The organism is Candidatus Albibeggiatoa sp. nov. BB20, from assembly GCA_016744725.1.
Taxonomy (GTDB): Bacteria; Pseudomonadota; Gammaproteobacteria; order Beggiatoales; family Beggiatoaceae; genus Albibeggiatoa.
In genome coordinates this window covers 1-16962 of record JADGDW010000010.1, presented here as the reverse complement: position 1 = coordinate 16962, position 16962 = coordinate 1, and the positions used below count along the sequence as shown (strand labels likewise).

Below are 16962 nucleotides of genomic sequence, written 5' to 3'. Positions count from 1 at the left end.
GGCTTACCTGTAATCATGGCAAAATGCTAAGAATTGCAAATAGAGCCATTTTTATGCGAATGCTTAGGAATAGAAGGCCTTCCAAAAAACACTCTAAAGCATTGTATTTGATTAAATAGCTTGTTATGCCAAGCGTTGTTTAACCACTTCGTATAAACAAATACCTGTAGCAACAGAGACATTTAAACTTTCAACTGAACCTAACATGGGTAATTTAGCCAGTTCATCGCAATGCTCTTCAGTCAGACGACGCAAGCCTGTATCTTCAGCACCCATGACCAACGCAATATTTGCAGTAAAATCAATCTCATAAACCCATTTTTTTGCCTGATCGCTAGTACCAATAATCCAGATATTTTGCTTTTGTAACCATTGCAATGTCCGCGCTAAATTAGTGACTTGGATAAAAGGAATCGTGGTTGCTGCACCACAAGCCACTTTATGCACCGTTGGCGATAAGCCACAGGCTTTATTTTTCGGCACAATAATCGCGTCCACACCTGCTGCATCTGCCGTCCGAAAACAAGCACCTAAATTATGCGGGTCTTGCACTTCATCTAAAATAAGGAAAAAAGCAGGTTTTTCTAGTCGGTCAATAAGCGGCTGTAAATCATTTTCACTCAGAGCTGGCAACGCTTTGCAACGAATCACAATACCTTGATGCTGGCCTTCTTGAGATAATTTATCTAAAGTCTTGCGCTGAACCGTATTTAAAGTCAATCCTAGCTTCTCAAGCTCCCTAATTAGGGGTTGCAGCCGTTTATCATGCCGTCCTTCTAATACCCAAATTTCTAAAATACGAATCGGGTCAGAATCTAAAATTTTCTGAACTGCATGAATACCAAAAACTGTATCAACTTTACTCATTAGACATTATCCATTGCATGACGTAAGGATTTTACAAAATCACTCATGGATTCTAATAATTCACCATGTGGTAGTGTTTCTATACGTTTAACTAAAGCACTTCCAACAATCACCGCATCACTGACTTTGGCAACCTGAGCCGCTGTTTCAGGGTCTTTAATCCCAAATCCAACCCCAATTGGAATATCAGTATGCTGGCGAATTTGCTGCATTTTCTCACTCACTGCATTCACATCTAAATTAGCACTGCCTGTCACACCTTTCAGTGAAACTGAATACAAATAGCCCGAAGCATAATGTGCTACTTTTTGAATCCGTTCATCATCGCTGGTTGGTGCAAGTAAGAAAATAGGATCAAGCTGATATTTTTTGAATATTTTCAAAGGCTCTTCAGCTTCTTCAGGAGGTAAATCTACGCTTAAAATACCATCAACACCCGCCGCATGAGCTGCTTGAGCAAAGGCTTCATAACCCATCATTTCGATAGGATTTAAATAACCCATCAGTACCACAGGTGTATCGCTGTCTTGTTGGCGAAAGGTTTTAACCATCTCTAACACATCTTTTAAATGCGTGCCTGCGGCCAAAGCGCGTTCACTGGCTTTTTGAATCACGGGCCCATCGGCCATTGGGTCAGAAAAAGGAATCCCTAATTCAATAATGTCAGCACCTGCACTCACCAAAGCGTGCATAAATGGGACAGTAAATTCAGGCTGTGGGTCTCCTGCCGTAATGAATGGAATCAATGCAGTGCTATTTTGCTGTTTGAGACGGTCAAAGCAATCCGTGATACGTGCCATAGAACTCTTTATGCCTATTGTTATTTGGTGAGATTATAAAACTTATCTGGCTCTATTTTAACACTCTAGCCTCTGATATTGATACAAGCTAAAGTTGTAATTAATAGAGTTATCCAGTTTGTGGGCTGTTCTCCAATCTGATTAGAGCGTGTTTATTTACAAAATATTGCCTTGTAAAATGATGCTAGATCGAATAGCAAAGCGTATTTCCAATACACTCTCTAAAACCGTTCTAAATCAGGAAATGGCAATTGACCATTATGTACATGCAATGCACCAAATTCCGCACAACGATGCAAAGTCGGAATCGCTTTCCCTGGATTTAATAATTTGAGGGGATCAAAAGCCTGTTTAATCGAATGAAATTGACTCAACTCATCTGCATTGAATTGCACACACATTTGGTTAATCTTTTCGATACCGACCCCATGCTCACCCGTAATTGAACCACCGCAAGCAACGGATAATTCTAAAATTTTGCCACCAAATTCTTCGGCTTTTTCCAGCTCACCCGTTTGATTCGCATCATATAAAATCAAAGGATGTAAATTGCCATCACCTGCATGGAATACATTCACCACAGGCAAATTATAATGCTGACTCAGTTGGTTAATGCCTTCTAAAACTTTGGGTAAGTGTTTACGAGGGATTGTGCCATCCATACAATAATAATCAGGTGAAATCCGTCCAACCGCTGGAAACGCATTTTTACGTCCTGCCCAAAATTGCATTCGCTCTTGTTCCGTTTCTGCTACCCGAATTTCAGTTGCACCTGCTTGTTTAAGTAATTTTTGTACCCGTTCGACCTGTAAATCAACTTCATTTTGATTGCCATCTAATTCACACAATAAAATGGCCGCCGCGCCTTTGGGATAACCCACTTTGACAAAATCCTCAGCCGCACATAACGCCGCATTATCCATCATTTCCAAACCTGCTGGAATAATGCCAGAGCCAATAATATCTGCCACAGCCTGACCTGCTAAAGTGACCTCATCAAAACTGGCGAGTAAGACTTTAATCTCAGGTGGTTTGATTAATAATTTCACTGTAATTTCAATGATAATACCAAGCAAGCCTTCTGAACCTGTCATCAGAGCCAATAAATCATAACCTGAGCTATCGAGAGCCTCACTGCCAATAGTTAATAATTCGCCGTCCATTGTGAGCACTTTAAGCTGTAAAATATTGTGGGTAGTCAAACCATATTTTAAACAATGCACACCGCCTGAATTTTCTGCCACATTACCACCAATCGTACAAGCAATTTGTGAAGAAGGATCAGGTGCATAATACAAATTGTAAGCAGCCGCTGCTTGTGAAATGGCTAAATTACGCACACCGGGTTGTAACGTTGCGCTACGAGCTTCAGGGTCAATTTTTAGAATATGTTTGAATTTGGCTAAGCTGAGTAAAACCCCATCTTCACGCGGCAAAGCACCACCCGATAGGCCTGTACCTGCTCCGCGCGGAACGATCGGTATTTTCTGCTGATGACAAAAGCGTAACACAGCTCTAATCTCATCAATCGTATCGGGTAGCACCACCGCGCCCGGACGTTGTTTATAGGCAGATAAACCATCACATTCATAAGGGCGTACTGCTTCATCCGTCAGTAAGACTTTATGGGTTGGTAAAATAGTTAGCAATTGGGAAAAGTTATCCATTATCGTTCCACAGCCAGTTTTGCTTAAGCGATTTGATTTTTTATATAGAAAGCCCAGTCGTTCCAACAATCAATGGTATTTCTAACTGCTAGAATAACATGGCCACCGTTGTTTTAAAAATACCGTAAACGCCATTATTTATCTTGCTCTGATGATATTAGTTCAACTTAATCATAGAAAATTGAGTCAACTAATTTTTTTAAAAAATATCAGCGTTATCTATCTGCTAATGGCTTCTAATCCAGAAACTGGAAATGCTCGATAACAAGCTGTCAGAAATTAATTATAATTCAGATATAACAGAGGATTAATCTATTTTATAACGGCTTATTTTTCATCTGGAATACGTTATCTAAAATTGGAGAATGCGCTTTAGTTTCCTCATTATTCTAAAACAAATAGCTAAAATTAAACCTGCATATAATCAACACATTAAGCTTTTTATTAAACAAATGTAAATCTTATATCCTAACTGGCTGATAAATTGATATAATTGCGTTCTCTAAAAACCAACTGGAGTACTTTTGAATGGCGATTGAACGCACTATTTCTATTATCAAGCCAGATGCAGTTGCAAAAAATGTGATTGGTGAAATTTATGCTCGCTTTGAAAAAGGTGGCTTAAAAATCATCGCGGCTAAAATGTTGCACTTATCGCGTGAACAAGCTGAAGGCTTCTATGCTGTTCATAAAGAACGCCCATTTTTTGGCGAATTAGTCGACTTCATGATTTCTGGCCCTATCATGGTGCAAGTGTTAGAAGGTGAAGCTGCCGTTCAGAAAAACCGTGATTTAATGGGTGCGACAAATCCTAAAGATGCGGCTGCTGGCACTATCCGTGCTGACTTTGCTGAATCGATTGATGAAAATGCAGTACACGGCTCTGATGCTACAGAGACTGCTGCAACTGAAATTGCTTATTTTTTCACTGATGCTGAGCTTTGCCCAAGAACACGCTAATCAGTGAATCGTTGTCAGTAAACAGTTATCAGTAAGCGATTAAGTATCGTTTTTTATACTGCTCATTGCTCATTGATGACTGTTATTTGATAACTACTAATTGATAATTGAATATGATGAATTTATTAGATTATAACCGCGAAGATTTAGGCCAATTTTTTACTGAATGGGGTGAAAAACCATTTCGTGCGACTCAAGTTTTAAAATGGGTGCACCAGCTTGGCATAACAGATTTTGACCAAATGACCAATTTAAGCAAAACATTGCGTCAACGCCTCCAGACTGAAACCAGCTTAACAATCCCGCAAATCGTCACGGAGCAAATATCAGTAGACGGTACACGAAAATGGGTGCTGGAACTGGCTGATGGTAACCGTATTGAAATGGTGTTTATTCCCGAAGATGATCGCAATACCTTATGTATTTCTTCCCAAGTGGGATGTGCACTCGATTGCAGCTTTTGTTCCACCGCACAGCAAGGGTTTAGTCGTAATTTAACTGTTGGCGAAATTATTGGGCAACTGTGGTTAGCAGAACATCACTTACGTTCTCAAGACATCTATGCAACCGATGTACAACAGCGAGCCATCAGCAATGTTGTGTTAATGGGTATGGGTGAACCGTTGGCGAATTTTAAAAATGTGGTCAAAGCGATGAATTTGATGCGAGATGATTTTAGCTACGGCTTATCATGGCGACGAATTACATTAAGCACCGCAGGCATTGTCCCCGCGATGGAACGTTTAAAACAAGAATGTCCTGTCAATCTTGCGGTCTCATTACACGCGCCCACAGATGAGTTACGCAATGAATTAGTGCCAATCAATAAAAAATATCCGATTGCAGAATTACTTGAAGCTTGTTGTGATTATATTAAAAATGAAAACCGTCGTAAAATTACCTTTGAATATGTGATGTTGCAAGATTTCAATGATAGTCCTAAACAAGCACAACAACTGGCTAAGCTATTACGCAATGTGCCTGCAAAAATTAATTTGATTCCATTTAATCCATTCCCTAACTCGCCTTATCAACGTTCGAGTCAGGCGCGAATCAATACGTTTCGAGATATTTTAATCAATGCAGGTCTAATCACCGTGACCCGCAAAACCCGTGGCGATGACATTGATGCGGCTTGTGGTCAACTTGTTGGACGGGTCTTTAATAAAAGGCAAGGCCACACTAAGCCGATTACTATGCAACCGAGAATAATGGGATGAAGTATTTAATCTTATTTGTAATCTCAATATCGTTAGTGGCTTGTGGCAGCAACCCTGTGATTACTGATAAGGATTTTACTCAGCTTAACAGTTTAGATGACCTAAAGCATTTGGAATACGACATTAGCCAAGTGAAGCCTTATAAACCTGAAAAAGTATCTGAAATCAATTTGAATCTAGGCATTGAGTATATGAGACGGGGCAAAATGGAAATTGCACTGAATCGCTTACGCAAAGCGATTGAAAAAGATGAGAATTATGCCGATGCCCATAGCACGATTGCTATTTTATTTGAACGGGTTGGCCAAATTGAAGATGCACGAAATCACTATGAAACAGCGGTGAAATTGCAGGTTTATAATGCGACGATTCAAAATAATTATGGTCAGTTTTTATGCAAATATGGCACTTGGGAAAATGCGAATCGGTCATTTCTTATTTCGTTGGCAAATCCTGTATATGCACGGCCTGAAGTGCCTGCAACCAATGCGGCGATCTGTGCGATGCGGCATAATCATAATGAAGAGGCAGAAGCCTATTTACGCCATGCTTTGACTTTAAACCCACGTTTTTCTCGTGCTATATATCAAATGGCACTACTGAATTCTGATACAGGTCGTTATAATGTAGCACAAGACTATTTTAAACGCTATATAGAAGATAGACCTCATAATGCACAAACTTTATGGCTAGGGGTTCGCATTGCACATGCACTACATGATACAGAGACAAAAGCACGTTATGCACGAATTTTGCGTTCTGAATTTCCAGATGCTATTGAAGTACAATGGTTGAACAAAAAACGTTATCATAAATAGAGAATTACGGTACATAATATGACAACAACTTATGGAAATGATGCTACGGAAGAGGGTGTCATTAAAATTACGACTGAAGATTCGGCTGAGGGTGAACAACAAGAATCAGCAGAGCCTGTAGAACCCGTTTCGGACTCAATTGAATTAAATGGCTTAAAACCTGGTGAATGGTTGAAGCAACTGCGTGAACAAAAAAATCTTTCTATAGATCATGTCGCAGATAGGCTTTATTTAGATACTGGTGTTGTAACAGCATTGGAAGCAGGGGATTATGGAGCACTACCCCCACCTATTTTTGTACGCGGTTATATTCGCAATTATGCTAAATTATTGGATGTACCATCATCTGATGCGTTAGTTGGTGCATACAATACGATTCAGCCTGATGAGTCATTGCCAATGATTACGCCTCAAATTAATTATGGCGGTCAAGTGAATAGTGTGAATAGTAAAGATTGGCGCGTTAAAACCTTTACTATCCTGTTTTTCTTAGCGGTGGCAGCATTAGTGGTATTGGGCAGCATTCGTTCATTTTCGGGTAAGCCAATGCAAGGTGGCATAGGAATGGAATTACCTGAAACAATTGATAATGCTGGGGAACATCTTTTAGCATTACCACGTTTAAGTGCTGAAAATGGTAGTGATAAAGAGTCTGCCGATAATAATGAAACCACAGCAACAGAGTCATCTGATGATGTTGACAGCGTCACTATTTCATTGACTTCAACTGATGCTGCAAGCGAAGCCAGTGCTGAAGAGGCAACGCCGACATTTACTGCGGAACAATTGCATACTGCCGTCGTGAACTACTCGCTTGATTCATGGACACGGATTATTGACAATACTGGTGAAAAAGTATTTGAAGGTGTGGCCAAAGCTGGGCGCAGTGTGACGGTGACAGGTGAGCCTCCGTTTAAAATGCGTTTTGGGGTGGTGCAAGGTGTGACTGTAGAATATAAAAATGAGGTGATTACCATAGAAAATCATCCTAATCGTTCAGGCCGTAGTTTTACTATTGGTGAGCCATTGCCAGACACCAATTAAACACGTAGTCCTCGTTTTGCACATATTGTCGTATGACAATCGTGCAAAACTTGCATTTCAATCCTCAATATCTAAATCAGGATTATATCCAAGCTAATCTCAAGTATTTGCTACAATTTCTAAATACCTCTAAAATCTTAATCTTGTTAGTCCTAAAATTCAGTAAACCCTAATTCAGACCACCATCATAATCGATTTAGACATCATCAAATAATGAAGAGGTGCTTGTATGAGTACAATAGCCGATGATATTTATCGAGAATTAATGATTTTACCTGAGAGTAAATTAGCTGAGGTTTGACAGCTTATTGAATTACTTAAATATGATAAAACAAAAGGTTCATAGATTAGAGCCTCAAACCCCAGTTAAAAAGCTAGAGGATTTTGCTATATCTGAATTTGAGGATGAGTCTGTTGAGCAGTCTGTTCCTAAATTATGAGGAATTTAAATGCTTGTCCTGATATAACCTTAATGCTAATCTGCTTATTCACTTTCTGTCTTTTAATGATTTGTAGGTTAAGGTGATGAAGCCATCTTTATATAAAATACTAGGTGTTAAGCAAGACATTGAGCAAGCTCAAATTAAGCGAGCGGCTCAAGTTCAAATTAATAAAGTTAAACTTGCTGTACAAAAAAAGCATTATCTGTTTTTAGGTCTTAAAGATGATGCTTCTACCGAACAATTAAAGCAAGCTGCCCAGCTTCGTATCCAAAAAACCAAGAAAGCGTACAGTATTTTATCTAATCCTGATTTACGTAGGGGTTATGATGAAAAACAAGTAAAAAGCCGAGAAGTTATTATTCAGACTAAAGGTGTTGAATTGATTTGTTCTAAGTGTGGCTATAAAGGAAAAGGACAGTATAAATTGGGTGGAAAACCCTTCAGTATATTTATATTTTGGGTATTGGCTTTTTTTCCAGGTTTAATTTTACTCTTCCTAAATCTGCTAATATGGCTAGCACTTATAGTTTTTCTATTTATACGCACAATACAACTTGTTACATCGATAGATAGAATCTGTTGCCAGTGCCAAAATAATGAGCTTGTTCCTTTAGATTCATTTGATGGAAAAAAACTATTGAATGCATTTTATCCAGATGGAGACTATGACAAGAAATATAAACACTCTATGTTACTAGACATTAAGATCATTCAACACAAAACATGGGTAGATTATATTTTTCTCATTTTGGGTTGGATATTTGGTATTTTATTTTTACTATCAGGAGTTGCCTTTATATTTGAAAACAATATAGTTACTGGATTAATATTTAATTGTATGAGTTTTTTAGTATTGCCACCTTCACGAGAATGGTTTCATAAACAAATAAATATAATTATTCCTATTGAATGGGAAATTACTGTGCTTATCATTTTGTTTATTATTGCCTCTATTCAAATATCTCCATCACAATGAACAAATAAATAGTGCTATTTGTATAGCCTTAAGGAGGAGTGCCACACTAATTGACACCCCCAATTTTAGATTCTTATTAACTCACGACAGGAATTTTACCGATTTTCGCTTGCCATTCTTTTGGTGCAGATTGATGTACAGAATCACCTGTAGAATCTACCGCAACCGTGACAGGCATATCTTCTACTTCAAACTCGTGAATCGCTTCCATGCCCAAATCTTCAAAACCAACGATTTTAGCCCCTTTAATCGCTTTTGATACCAAATACGCCGCACCACCAACAGCCATTAAATAAACCGCTTTGTGATTCTTAATCGCTTCAATCGCAATTGCGCCGCGTTCTGCCTTGCCCACCATACCGATGATGCCTGTTTTTTCTAACATCATATCAGTGAATTTATCCATACGGGTTGCGGTTGTAGGACCAGCAGGGCCAACCACTTCATCACGTATCGCGTCAACAGGGCCTACGTAATAAATAAAGCGATTTTTGAAATCAACAGGAAGCTGTTCACCATTGGCTAACATGTCTTGGATGCGTTTATGCGCTGCGTCACGACCTGTTAATAATTTACCATTGAGTAATAAACGTTCACCCGGTTTCCAGCTTGCCACGTCTTCTGCTGTCATCGTGTTTAAATCAATCCGCTTGGTATCGCTGCCAGCTTCCCAAGTCACGGCGGGATAATCTTCAATTTTTGGTGGGGTTAAAACTGCTGCACCAGAACCATCCAATGTGAAATGCGTATGACGAGTCGCTGCACAGTTAGGAATCATCGCCACTGGAAGAGATGCCGCATGAGTTGGATAATCTAAAATTTTCACGTCTAAAATCGTGGTTAAACCGCCTAAACCTTGTGCACCAATGCCTAAAGCGTTCACTTTTTCAAATAACTCTAAACGTAATTCTTCAACCCGATTGCTTGCACCGCGTTTTTGTAATTCATGAATGTCGACATGTCCCATTAAGGATTCTTTGGCCAATAACATGGCTTTTTCCGCTGTACCACCAATACCAAGACCTAAAATCCCCGGTGGACACCAACCCGCACCCATCGTCGGTACAGTTTTCAATACCCAATCCACAATGCTATCACTTGGATTTAACATCACAAATTTGGTTTTATTTTCAGAGCCGCCACCTTTTGCCGCAACGTTGACTTCAACTTTATCACCTTCGACCAATTCAACATGCACCACGGCTGGGGTATTGTCTTTGGTGTTTTTACGAGCACCTGCAGGATCAGTCAAAATTGAAGCCCGCAATTTATTATCAGGATTCATATACGCTTGGCGTACACCTTCGTTGGCCATTTCAGTCACGGTCATTTTACTGTCCCATTGCACTTGCATACCCACTTTGAGTAACACCATTGCAATACCTGTGTCCTGACAGATAGGGCGTTTACCTTCTGCACACATCCGTGAATTGACTAAAATTTGCGCCATTGCATCTTTTGCAGCAGGTGATTGCTCCGCTTCATAAGCTTTAGCTAAGGCTTGAATATAATCGGTAGGGTGATAATAAGAAATAAACTGGAAAGCATCAGCAATACTTTGAATGAAATCTGCTTCACGAATGACGGTCATATTTATCAATCTCAATTAGTTAGCATAAATAATTTAAATAGGCACATTCATTTTACCAAGTAACTCATAAAAAATGTAGCAAGACTTGTGTTTTAAGGTTTTTCGATAATGAACCGCTCATTATTTAAAGTTTTTCAAGCTAGAGCAAATCAATAATAATCCCCACTATTGTAAATGACCCTGTTTTCAATAAATAGTGCACGGTTTATGCTGTTCCCCTTTTAGCTTAAACTGACTATATTACTTTATTCATTCTCATAACCCCCCTATAATGCGTGTTTTAAATAACACTTGCTGCCTCATTCTGCACAAGGTGAACTATGGATATTATTTATATTCGAGAACTTAAGATCGATACTGTTATTGGTATTTATGGCTGGGAACGGCAAATCAAGCAAACAGTGGTATTTGATATTGAAATGGCGACTGACATTAGCAAAGCGGCTGCCACTGATAGTATTGAGCATACCTTAAACTACAAAGCGGTTGCTAAACGTCTCATTGACTTTGTGAGTAGTAGTGACTTCCAATTGGTTGAAAAACTGATTGAACAAGTTGCAGAAATTATTTTGACTGAATTTTCTGTTCCTTGGGTTAGAGTACAACTGAATAAACGGGGTGCTTTAAGAGGTGCACGCGATGTTGGAATTATTATCGAAAGAGGGACTAAATCTTAATGGCTCAGATTTATATTAGTATTGGCAGTAATATTGACCCTAAAAAATATATTAGAAATAGTATTAAAGCGCTGCGTCAGCAATATGGTCAATTGCAAGTCTCTTCCGTGTATGAAAGCGAAGCTGTTGGGTTTGAAGGGGATAATTTTTATAACTTAGTGGTTGGTGCTCAAACAAATGACACACCTCAACACATTCAACAAACCTTGCGTCAAATAGAGCATGATAATCAGCGAGAACGTAATACCGCTAAATTTTCGGCTCGAACCTTAGATTTGGATTTATTGCTGTACGATGATTGGATTATCAAGGAGCAGTCGCTAGAGATTCCTCGCGATGAAATTGAAAAATATGCGTTTGTATTACAGCCATTAGCTGAAATTGCACCTGATGCAGCTCACCCGCAATCAAAGCAAGCTTACAAAGATTTATGGCAGGCTTATGATAAAAGCAAACAGCCATTATGGATTATTGAATTTGAGTTAGGCTAATCATATTAAAACTTAATGTAGAACACTCAAGTCTACATTAAGTTATCATCCATTCATGTCATTATTTGGATTATTATTAATACGATACCTTGGCTCAAACCCTTCAGGTGGATAAGTATGTGAATCACCCGCTTCCAAAATGCCTAAAAACATATTATCTGGTACATCAGGATAACCATCATAATGATAAAGCAAGCATTTTTTCTGAATTTCAGTAGATAGATTCTTAACTAAATCAGAAACATGTGGATGTACGCCTGAGGCAAATGGGCTGGTTTCACAATCCATATAAATACAATCAGCTTTACGATAATGTGCATCTAATTGCTGCGGAATCATAAATTGTATATCTGTTGGCATTAGGACATTATACCCACCAGAATACTCAAAATTAATCCCATAACTTGGCATTTCTTCAGAACTGGAAATCACGTGCATCGCAAACACGGGCTTCATCGTCCATGTTTCATCACCATCTTGGAATACATGAGTGATGGTTTTGCCATTCTCCTGTTTACCAACTAAATGCAAATCGAAATAAGTTTCTAAACAGACATCAGGCACGCCTTGCACTGTGTCTAAACCGGGGCTTACTGCACGGGTTAAAGGCTCTAATACTTTGCGATGAATAAATAAATCGGGTTTGGTATTTTTTGGCGGATTTGGCCACGTGGTATATTCTAAAAATAATTTGTCGGCAATGAACTGATTACCTAACCACTGTTTTTTCTCTTTAGTATAAAACGGGTTAAATAAAGTCGTCAGTGCCATATACTCAACACCACCAATATGATCGTTATGGGGATGTGAAATATAAATGCCGTCAATATCACTAGAAGATAGACCCAAAGCTTTTAAAGCATGACGCACATCGCCACCTACATCGAGTAATAAACGATAAGGGCCATTGCCGCGCTTGCTTGGCATATCAAATTCAAGCAAAAAATTAGATTGCCATTTTGGATTATAAAGACGTTTCGCGTACTGCTTTATATGTGTTAATAATTCTTCCTCTGATAAATCCTGAAAGCGAGGCGAGCGCGCAAGCTCTAACATTAATTGTAAGGCATCTTCTGTGGAGATGACATCTTCAAATACACCTGTGGAAAAGGCTGCGTTGACACCGATAGCAGTTATTTTCATATTAACGTCCAACGAATAGCAAGAGGTTGCGTGTTATAAAAGGTCGCCCTTAAATCACATTGTTCAATGCAATCGACTGACTTATAAACAAAATCCCCAAATCTAAGGCAGGGTGCAAAACTTTAACACAAAAGCCTTATCTATGTAACCTATCGCTATTCAAGTTCTATGACAGCTTTGTTTTGAAAACCTAGGGAGCATTTTACAAGCCAGCGTGGCAAAAGTCATGTGTTTTACAATGATTTTAATTAATAAATGAACTATTAAGCTTGAGCACTAAATGCTTGTCCATTGATTTCCTTACTATCCTCGCCAAATAAATATAAATACATTGACATGATTTCTTCAGGCGTTTTTAATGTGTTTGGGTCTTCAGCAGGATAAGCCGCCGCACGCATCGTAGTACGGGTTTTCCCTGGGTTAATACTGTTCACCCGAATATTAGTATTTTCCAATTCATCCGCTAGAACCTGCATTAATCCTTCATTACCAAACTTTGACACCGCATACGCTCCCCAATAAGCACGGGCTTTACGTCCAACTCCTGATGAAGTAAATACAACTGAACTGCTGTCAGATTGTTTTAATAATGGCAAACAGGCTTGAGTGAGCATAAACGGTGCATTTAAGTTCACTTGCATGACTTGATGCCACAAATTAACATCATATTGTTCAATCGGGGTTAAAACACCCAATAATGATGCGTTGTGTAATAAACCATCTAATCGGCCAAATTCTTTTTCTAAAGTATCAGCTAAATCTTCATAATCTTTAGGGCTTGCGCCTTCCAAATTCATTGGATAGATTGCAGGTTGTGGTGAGCCTGCTTGCTCAATTTCATCATAAACATGTTCTAGTTTTTTAATCGTGCGACCAAGCAAAACGACTGTTGCACCATGCTCAGCAAATGATTTCGCCGCAGCACGTCCAATGCCCGCACCTGCGCCTGTGATGAGAATAAGTTTATCTTGAAGTAAATTATCACGCGGTCTGTAATCCATCAACATATATCCTTTAGGCAAACTCTTTGTAACAGATTATAACCATCTTGGCGATTAAGAGCTACTTTGCAAGCACATCCCTGTTTAAATTAGGACGCATCTTATGATAAATCTGTCAAAAAACTGCCCACATAATATCCTACTAATCTCTGGTATTACTCATGTTAAGCCGCTAGACAAGCAATTTGTGAGGAATAGGGCTTGTTGGAATCAATGCAGTTAAAAACAACAAATCTAGGTTAAATAATTGAATAAAATAAAAATATATTAAGTGGTATAAATTTTGACTTAATTGTATAAAGTCTAAACATAAGTAGAAAAAAATGATGTCGCTGCTAAAAGAAAAAAACTGCTATTTACAACAAAAATATCGAGTGCTGGTGTTAGAAAGTGAAGCTTTGCGCGTCCAATCTGTTAGCAATAAATTAAATTATTTAGGTTATCAAATTTTTACAGCCAATAGTCAAGAACAAGCACTTGATTTAATTAAAATTCATGGTTTACCTCATTTAGCCATTGTAGATTTAGACTCACCTGAAGTTCAAGCTTATGAATTTTGTATTGCCATTAAACAATTTAGTGATTTACCCGTGATTAGTTTAATTCAAAGAGAGCATGGACAAAGTGCGGAAAGTCATCATTTTGAACATATTTATGATGATATTGTGACAAAACCATTCAAACCTTTAGAATTAATTGCGCGAGTGCAAAGAGTGTTACAAAAGTTTGGACATTATGCTTATCCCTTAACCGCACATATTGTGATTGATGAAAATTTAAGTATTGATTTTGGCCATCAAAGAGCCATCAAATGTGGTCAAAGTATTCCTCTTTCCGCATTAGAAACTAAAGTGTTGCATATTTTGATGCGTGAAGCGGGAGACATCGTGATTTCTTCATGCTTGTTGAAACGTTTACATTTATCAAAACGGGAAGAAAAACGCTTAGGTTATACAGTTAAAAAATTAAAGGAGAAGTTAGAAATTGATCCAGAAAATCCAGAATACATTATTGAGGAGCAATGGATTGGATATAGATTTAATGGCACTGAAATTGCGTGAGTTTATATCAATTAATTCTCCCTTTGTCACCTCTCTCTTGAGAGGTTTTTTTTCGTCTATTGAAAATAGGGATATTTATAAAACTGAACAGAAGTAAGTTAAAAAGTATATTGTAGCTTTAGATAAAAACTTCTTGGTATTTCCAATGCTTCAATACCCGAAGTTGTTACAAATTCATGATGTTGCTTATCCAATATATTATGTATACCTATATTGAGGTGTGTACTTCTGGATATTTTCCAACCTAAATTGGTATCCCAACGGGTATAAGCTTCGATATCGGTATCTTGTACATTTCCCATATAGTAAATACTATTATCCCATGTAAATTGTGGTCTAATATTCCAATATATTTGTAAATTAGCTTGATCTTGTGCTGAATATGACTCATTTTTCAATGATTCTTGCTCTTTTAAATAATTATATTTCAACGCTATTTTCAAATCTGTTGTAGCCTGCCATTGTACCGAGAGTTCAGCACCATAAGAATGCCCTTGAATATTGTTTTGACTGTAGAAATGCAAACTAGGTTCAGGGTAAGGTACAAAACTTGGGTTTCCAGAAGCAATGAGATCATCATAATCATGAAAAAACAGGCTGGAATCTATAAAAAAATGCGAGTTGGGCTGAAAGCGATAACCTAATTCATATGCGATTAATGTTTCAGAATCTAACTCATTATTCCCATTAATATAAATAGGTATGCTTGAACCTGCTACTTTTAAATTAAAATCACTATCCGTCCGTGAAGGGGTTTTTACTGCACGCGAAACCGCACCCCAAACACTATGGTATTGATCTGGCGACCATAGCATCCGCACGGTAGGTTGTATTTCAAAGCCTGTATAATTATTGTGTTCTAACTTTGTACCCCAAGTAAAACGCCATTGTTCAGCAAGTTGCCATTCATGTTGTATAAATGCACTGAATAAACTATCTTTGCGTTGTTCTGGTGAGTAATATACGTTCTTTGTTCCCTGAATATCATCTTGCGTATACCGAAACCCTAAACCCCAAATAATTTCATGTGTTTGCCAACTTCTTATACTATGTTGAAAATCTATATCAACTAAATCCCGACGTTCTTTGTATAAAGTATCATCTCTATTCGTATGGGTATAATAACTTTGTAATTGCATATCTCCATCAGTTAAATCTCGCTTCCAACGACCTAACAGATGAAAATTTGTCGCTTTAACTTGCTTATTACTATCAGAACTGGTGTCAAATCTATCATACTGACTTTCATAATATTCAGTTTCCATACCCCATGTATCTTTTTGCGCTGATTGGTCAATACGTAAGCCTATTTGCTGTGTTCCCCAGTTTTCATGTTGTTCATTACCCTGTGCATTCATAAAATTATCATTTTGGCGTAATTTTCCATACACTCGATAATGTCCTTGAGATAGTTTTCCACCATAACGTACACCAACCCCCCCTTTTTCTTCACCTGAACCTATTGTTGTGCTAACTAATCCACCTTGTGTATCACAGGTTTGTTTAGTAATAACGTTAATAATACCATTGACTGCATTTGCGCCCCATAAGGATGCTCCAGGCCCTCGAATGACTTCAATTCTTTCAACATCCTCTAATAACACATCTTGAGAATCCCAATTCACTTCTGAACGTAATGGTGTATAAACTGCACGCCCATCAATCATAACCAGTAATTTACTAGAAAAACGACTATTAAATCCTCGCGCAGAAATAGCCCATTTATTACTGTCAATTCGTGCTACTTGAATCCCCGGTACTAAACGTAAAGCTTCTGGCAAATTTGTAATACCCGCTCTGCGAATATCTTCCTGTGTGATCACATAAGATGCGGCAGCCGTTTCCATAATAGTTTGCGATTTTTTGCTAGCAGAAGATACCGTAATCACCTCAACTTCAGATAATTTTTCTAAGCTTAAGCTCATGAGTTCCATGAGTATACTGTTTGCTGAAGATTTAACTTCAGCCGTAGCATAAAGCGCATAGCAGCAGGTAATAAATACAATCGTTTGAATTTTTTTCATAACAAAATTTTGCACAAATAGAGGGACAGTATAATATTTCGTATTTTTAAGGTTTTTAATAAAGCCAATGGTTTTAAAATAAACAAGAGTACATCTTTAAATTTATTATTTTGCGATGGGTTTTTGAGTTATGAATTAATTATTTTAAATGAAACTTAAAAGCCTATGTATTAATTCTG

At 38.0% G+C, this 16962-nt stretch carries 15 protein-coding genes; 8 read left to right on the top strand and 7 right to left on the bottom strand.

Annotated features, from left to right (window positions below; all coding sequences use genetic code 11):
* Positions 1-123 precede the first annotated feature (123 nt).
* The 3 genes from rlmB to ABXH34_RS02165 form a co-directional block, all read right to left on the bottom strand.
* Positions 124-867, bottom strand: coding sequence for a 23S rRNA (guanosine(2251)-2'-O)-methyltransferase RlmB (gene rlmB / locus ABXH34_RS02175; protein ID WP_353570215.1), 744 nt, complete (start codon positions 865-867; stop codon positions 124-126).
* Entirely contained in the window at positions 867-1667 is an 801-nt protein-coding gene (gene trpA, locus ABXH34_RS02170; RefSeq protein WP_353570214.1) for a tryptophan synthase subunit alpha, read from the bottom strand. The genes rlmB and trpA overlap by 1 nt, the downstream gene beginning before the upstream one ends.
* Positions 1668-1888: 221 nt before the next feature.
* Entirely contained in the window at positions 1889-3334 is a 1446-nt protein-coding gene (locus ABXH34_RS02165) for an FAD-linked oxidase C-terminal domain-containing protein (RefSeq protein WP_353570213.1), read from the bottom strand.
* A 528-nt stretch (positions 3335-3862) separates the two neighbouring features.
* Between ABXH34_RS02165 and ndk the strand changes: the two genes are divergently transcribed.
* The 5 genes from ndk to ABXH34_RS02140 all read left to right on the top strand — a co-directional run bounded on the left by ndk (position 3863) and on the right by ABXH34_RS02140 (position 8795).
* On the top strand, positions 3863-4294 hold the full coding sequence (gene ndk / locus ABXH34_RS02160) for a nucleoside-diphosphate kinase (RefSeq protein ID WP_353570212.1): 432 nt from the start codon (positions 3863-3865) through the stop codon (positions 4292-4294).
* Positions 4295-4407: 113 nt separating this feature from the next.
* Positions 4408-5514 (top strand): dual-specificity RNA methyltransferase RlmN, encoded by a 1107-nt coding sequence (rlmN, locus tag ABXH34_RS02155; protein WP_353570211.1) that lies wholly within the window; start codon positions 4408-4410, stop codon positions 5512-5514.
* The gene (gene pilW, locus ABXH34_RS02150; protein WP_353570210.1) at positions 5511-6332 is read left to right on the top strand and encodes a type IV pilus biogenesis/stability protein PilW; all 822 of its coding nucleotides are present in this window, start codon (positions 5511-5513) and stop codon (positions 6330-6332) included. The genes rlmN and pilW overlap by 4 nt, the downstream gene beginning before the upstream one ends.
* An 18-nt stretch (positions 6333-6350) precedes the next feature.
* On the top strand, positions 6351-7376 hold the full coding sequence (locus ABXH34_RS02145) for a RodZ domain-containing protein (protein ID WP_353570209.1): 1026 nt from the start codon (positions 6351-6353) through the stop codon (positions 7374-7376).
* Positions 7377-7901: 525 nt separating this feature from the next.
* The gene (locus tag ABXH34_RS02140) at positions 7902-8795 is read left to right on the top strand and encodes a J domain-containing protein (protein WP_353570208.1); all 894 of its coding nucleotides are present in this window, start codon (positions 7902-7904) and stop codon (positions 8793-8795) included.
* Positions 8796-8871: 76 nt separating this feature from the next.
* Here ABXH34_RS02140 and ABXH34_RS02135 read toward each other — a convergent pair whose 3' ends face one another.
* Complete coding sequence (locus ABXH34_RS02135) at positions 8872-10386, bottom strand: fumarate hydratase (protein WP_353570207.1); 1515 nt, start codon at positions 10384-10386, stop codon at positions 8872-8874.
* Between the two features lie 320 nt (positions 10387-10706).
* Between ABXH34_RS02135 and folB the strand changes: the two genes are divergently transcribed.
* The gene (gene folB, locus ABXH34_RS02130; protein WP_353570206.1) at positions 10707-11063 is read left to right on the top strand and encodes a dihydroneopterin aldolase; all 357 of its coding nucleotides are present in this window, start codon (positions 10707-10709) and stop codon (positions 11061-11063) included.
* Complete coding sequence (folK, locus tag ABXH34_RS02125) at positions 11063-11554, top strand: 2-amino-4-hydroxy-6-hydroxymethyldihydropteridine diphosphokinase (protein ID WP_353570205.1); 492 nt, start codon at positions 11063-11065, stop codon at positions 11552-11554. The genes folB and folK overlap by 1 nt, the downstream gene beginning before the upstream one ends.
* A 45-nt stretch (positions 11555-11599) precedes the next feature.
* Here the strand turns inward: folK and ABXH34_RS02120 are convergent, their stop codons facing one another.
* On the bottom strand, positions 11600-12697 hold the full coding sequence (locus tag ABXH34_RS02120; RefSeq protein ID WP_353570204.1) for an MBL fold metallo-hydrolase: 1098 nt from the start codon (positions 12695-12697) through the stop codon (positions 11600-11602).
* 263 nt (positions 12698-12960) lie between these two features.
* Positions 12961-13698, bottom strand: coding sequence for a YciK family oxidoreductase (locus ABXH34_RS02115; protein ID WP_353570203.1), 738 nt, complete (start codon positions 13696-13698; stop codon positions 12961-12963).
* A gap of 323 nt (positions 13699-14021) precedes the next feature.
* On the opposite strand from ABXH34_RS02115, the gene ABXH34_RS02110 reads away from it, so the two are divergent.
* A complete protein-coding gene (locus tag ABXH34_RS02110; protein ID WP_353570202.1) occupies positions 14022-14759 on the top strand; it encodes a response regulator in 738 nt (245 codons plus the stop codon).
* A gap of 98 nt (positions 14760-14857) precedes the next feature.
* Here ABXH34_RS02110 and ABXH34_RS02105 read toward each other — a convergent pair whose 3' ends face one another.
* Positions 14858-16783 (bottom strand): TonB-dependent receptor plug domain-containing protein, encoded by a 1926-nt coding sequence (locus ABXH34_RS02105; protein WP_353570201.1) that lies wholly within the window; start codon positions 16781-16783, stop codon positions 14858-14860.
* Positions 16784-16962 lie beyond the last annotated feature (179 nt).

Coding starts and splice junctions, on each gene's coding strand:
- ABXH34_RS02110 (WP_353570202.1), top strand. CDS start 14,022: ATGATGTCGCTGCTAAAAGAAAAAAACTGCTATTTACAACAAAAATAT.
- ABXH34_RS02135 (WP_353570207.1), bottom strand. CDS start 10,386: ATGACCGTCATTCGTGAAGCAGATTTCATTCAAAGTATTGCTGATGCT.
- rlmN (WP_353570211.1), top strand. CDS start 4,408: ATGATGAATTTATTAGATTATAACCGCGAAGATTTAGGCCAATTTTTT.
- rlmB (WP_353570215.1), bottom strand. CDS start 867: ATGAGTAAAGTTGATACAGTTTTTGGTATTCATGCAGTTCAGAAAATT.
- ABXH34_RS02145 (WP_353570209.1), top strand. CDS start 6,351: ATGACAACAACTTATGGAAATGATGCTACGGAAGAGGGTGTCATTAAA.
- pilW (WP_353570210.1), top strand. CDS start 5,511: ATGAAGTATTTAATCTTATTTGTAATCTCAATATCGTTAGTGGCTTGT.
- ABXH34_RS02165 (WP_353570213.1), bottom strand. CDS start 3,334: ATGGATAACTTTTCCCAATTGCTAACTATTTTACCAACCCATAAAGTC.
- ABXH34_RS02115 (WP_353570203.1), bottom strand. CDS start 13,698: ATGGATTACAGACCGCGTGATAATTTACTTCAAGATAAACTTATTCTC.
- ABXH34_RS02105 (WP_353570201.1), bottom strand. CDS start 16,783: ATGAAAAAAATTCAAACGATTGTATTTATTACCTGCTGCTATGCGCTT.
- ndk (WP_353570212.1), top strand. CDS start 3,863: ATGGCGATTGAACGCACTATTTCTATTATCAAGCCAGATGCAGTTGCA.
- folB (WP_353570206.1), top strand. CDS start 10,707: ATGGATATTATTTATATTCGAGAACTTAAGATCGATACTGTTATTGGT.
- ABXH34_RS02120 (WP_353570204.1), bottom strand. CDS start 12,697: ATGAAAATAACTGCTATCGGTGTCAACGCAGCCTTTTCCACAGGTGTA.
- folK (WP_353570205.1), top strand. CDS start 11,063: ATGGCTCAGATTTATATTAGTATTGGCAGTAATATTGACCCTAAAAAA.
- trpA (WP_353570214.1), bottom strand. CDS start 1,667: ATGGCACGTATCACGGATTGCTTTGACCGTCTCAAACAGCAAAATAGC.
- ABXH34_RS02140 (WP_353570208.1), top strand. CDS start 7,902: ATGAAGCCATCTTTATATAAAATACTAGGTGTTAAGCAAGACATTGAG.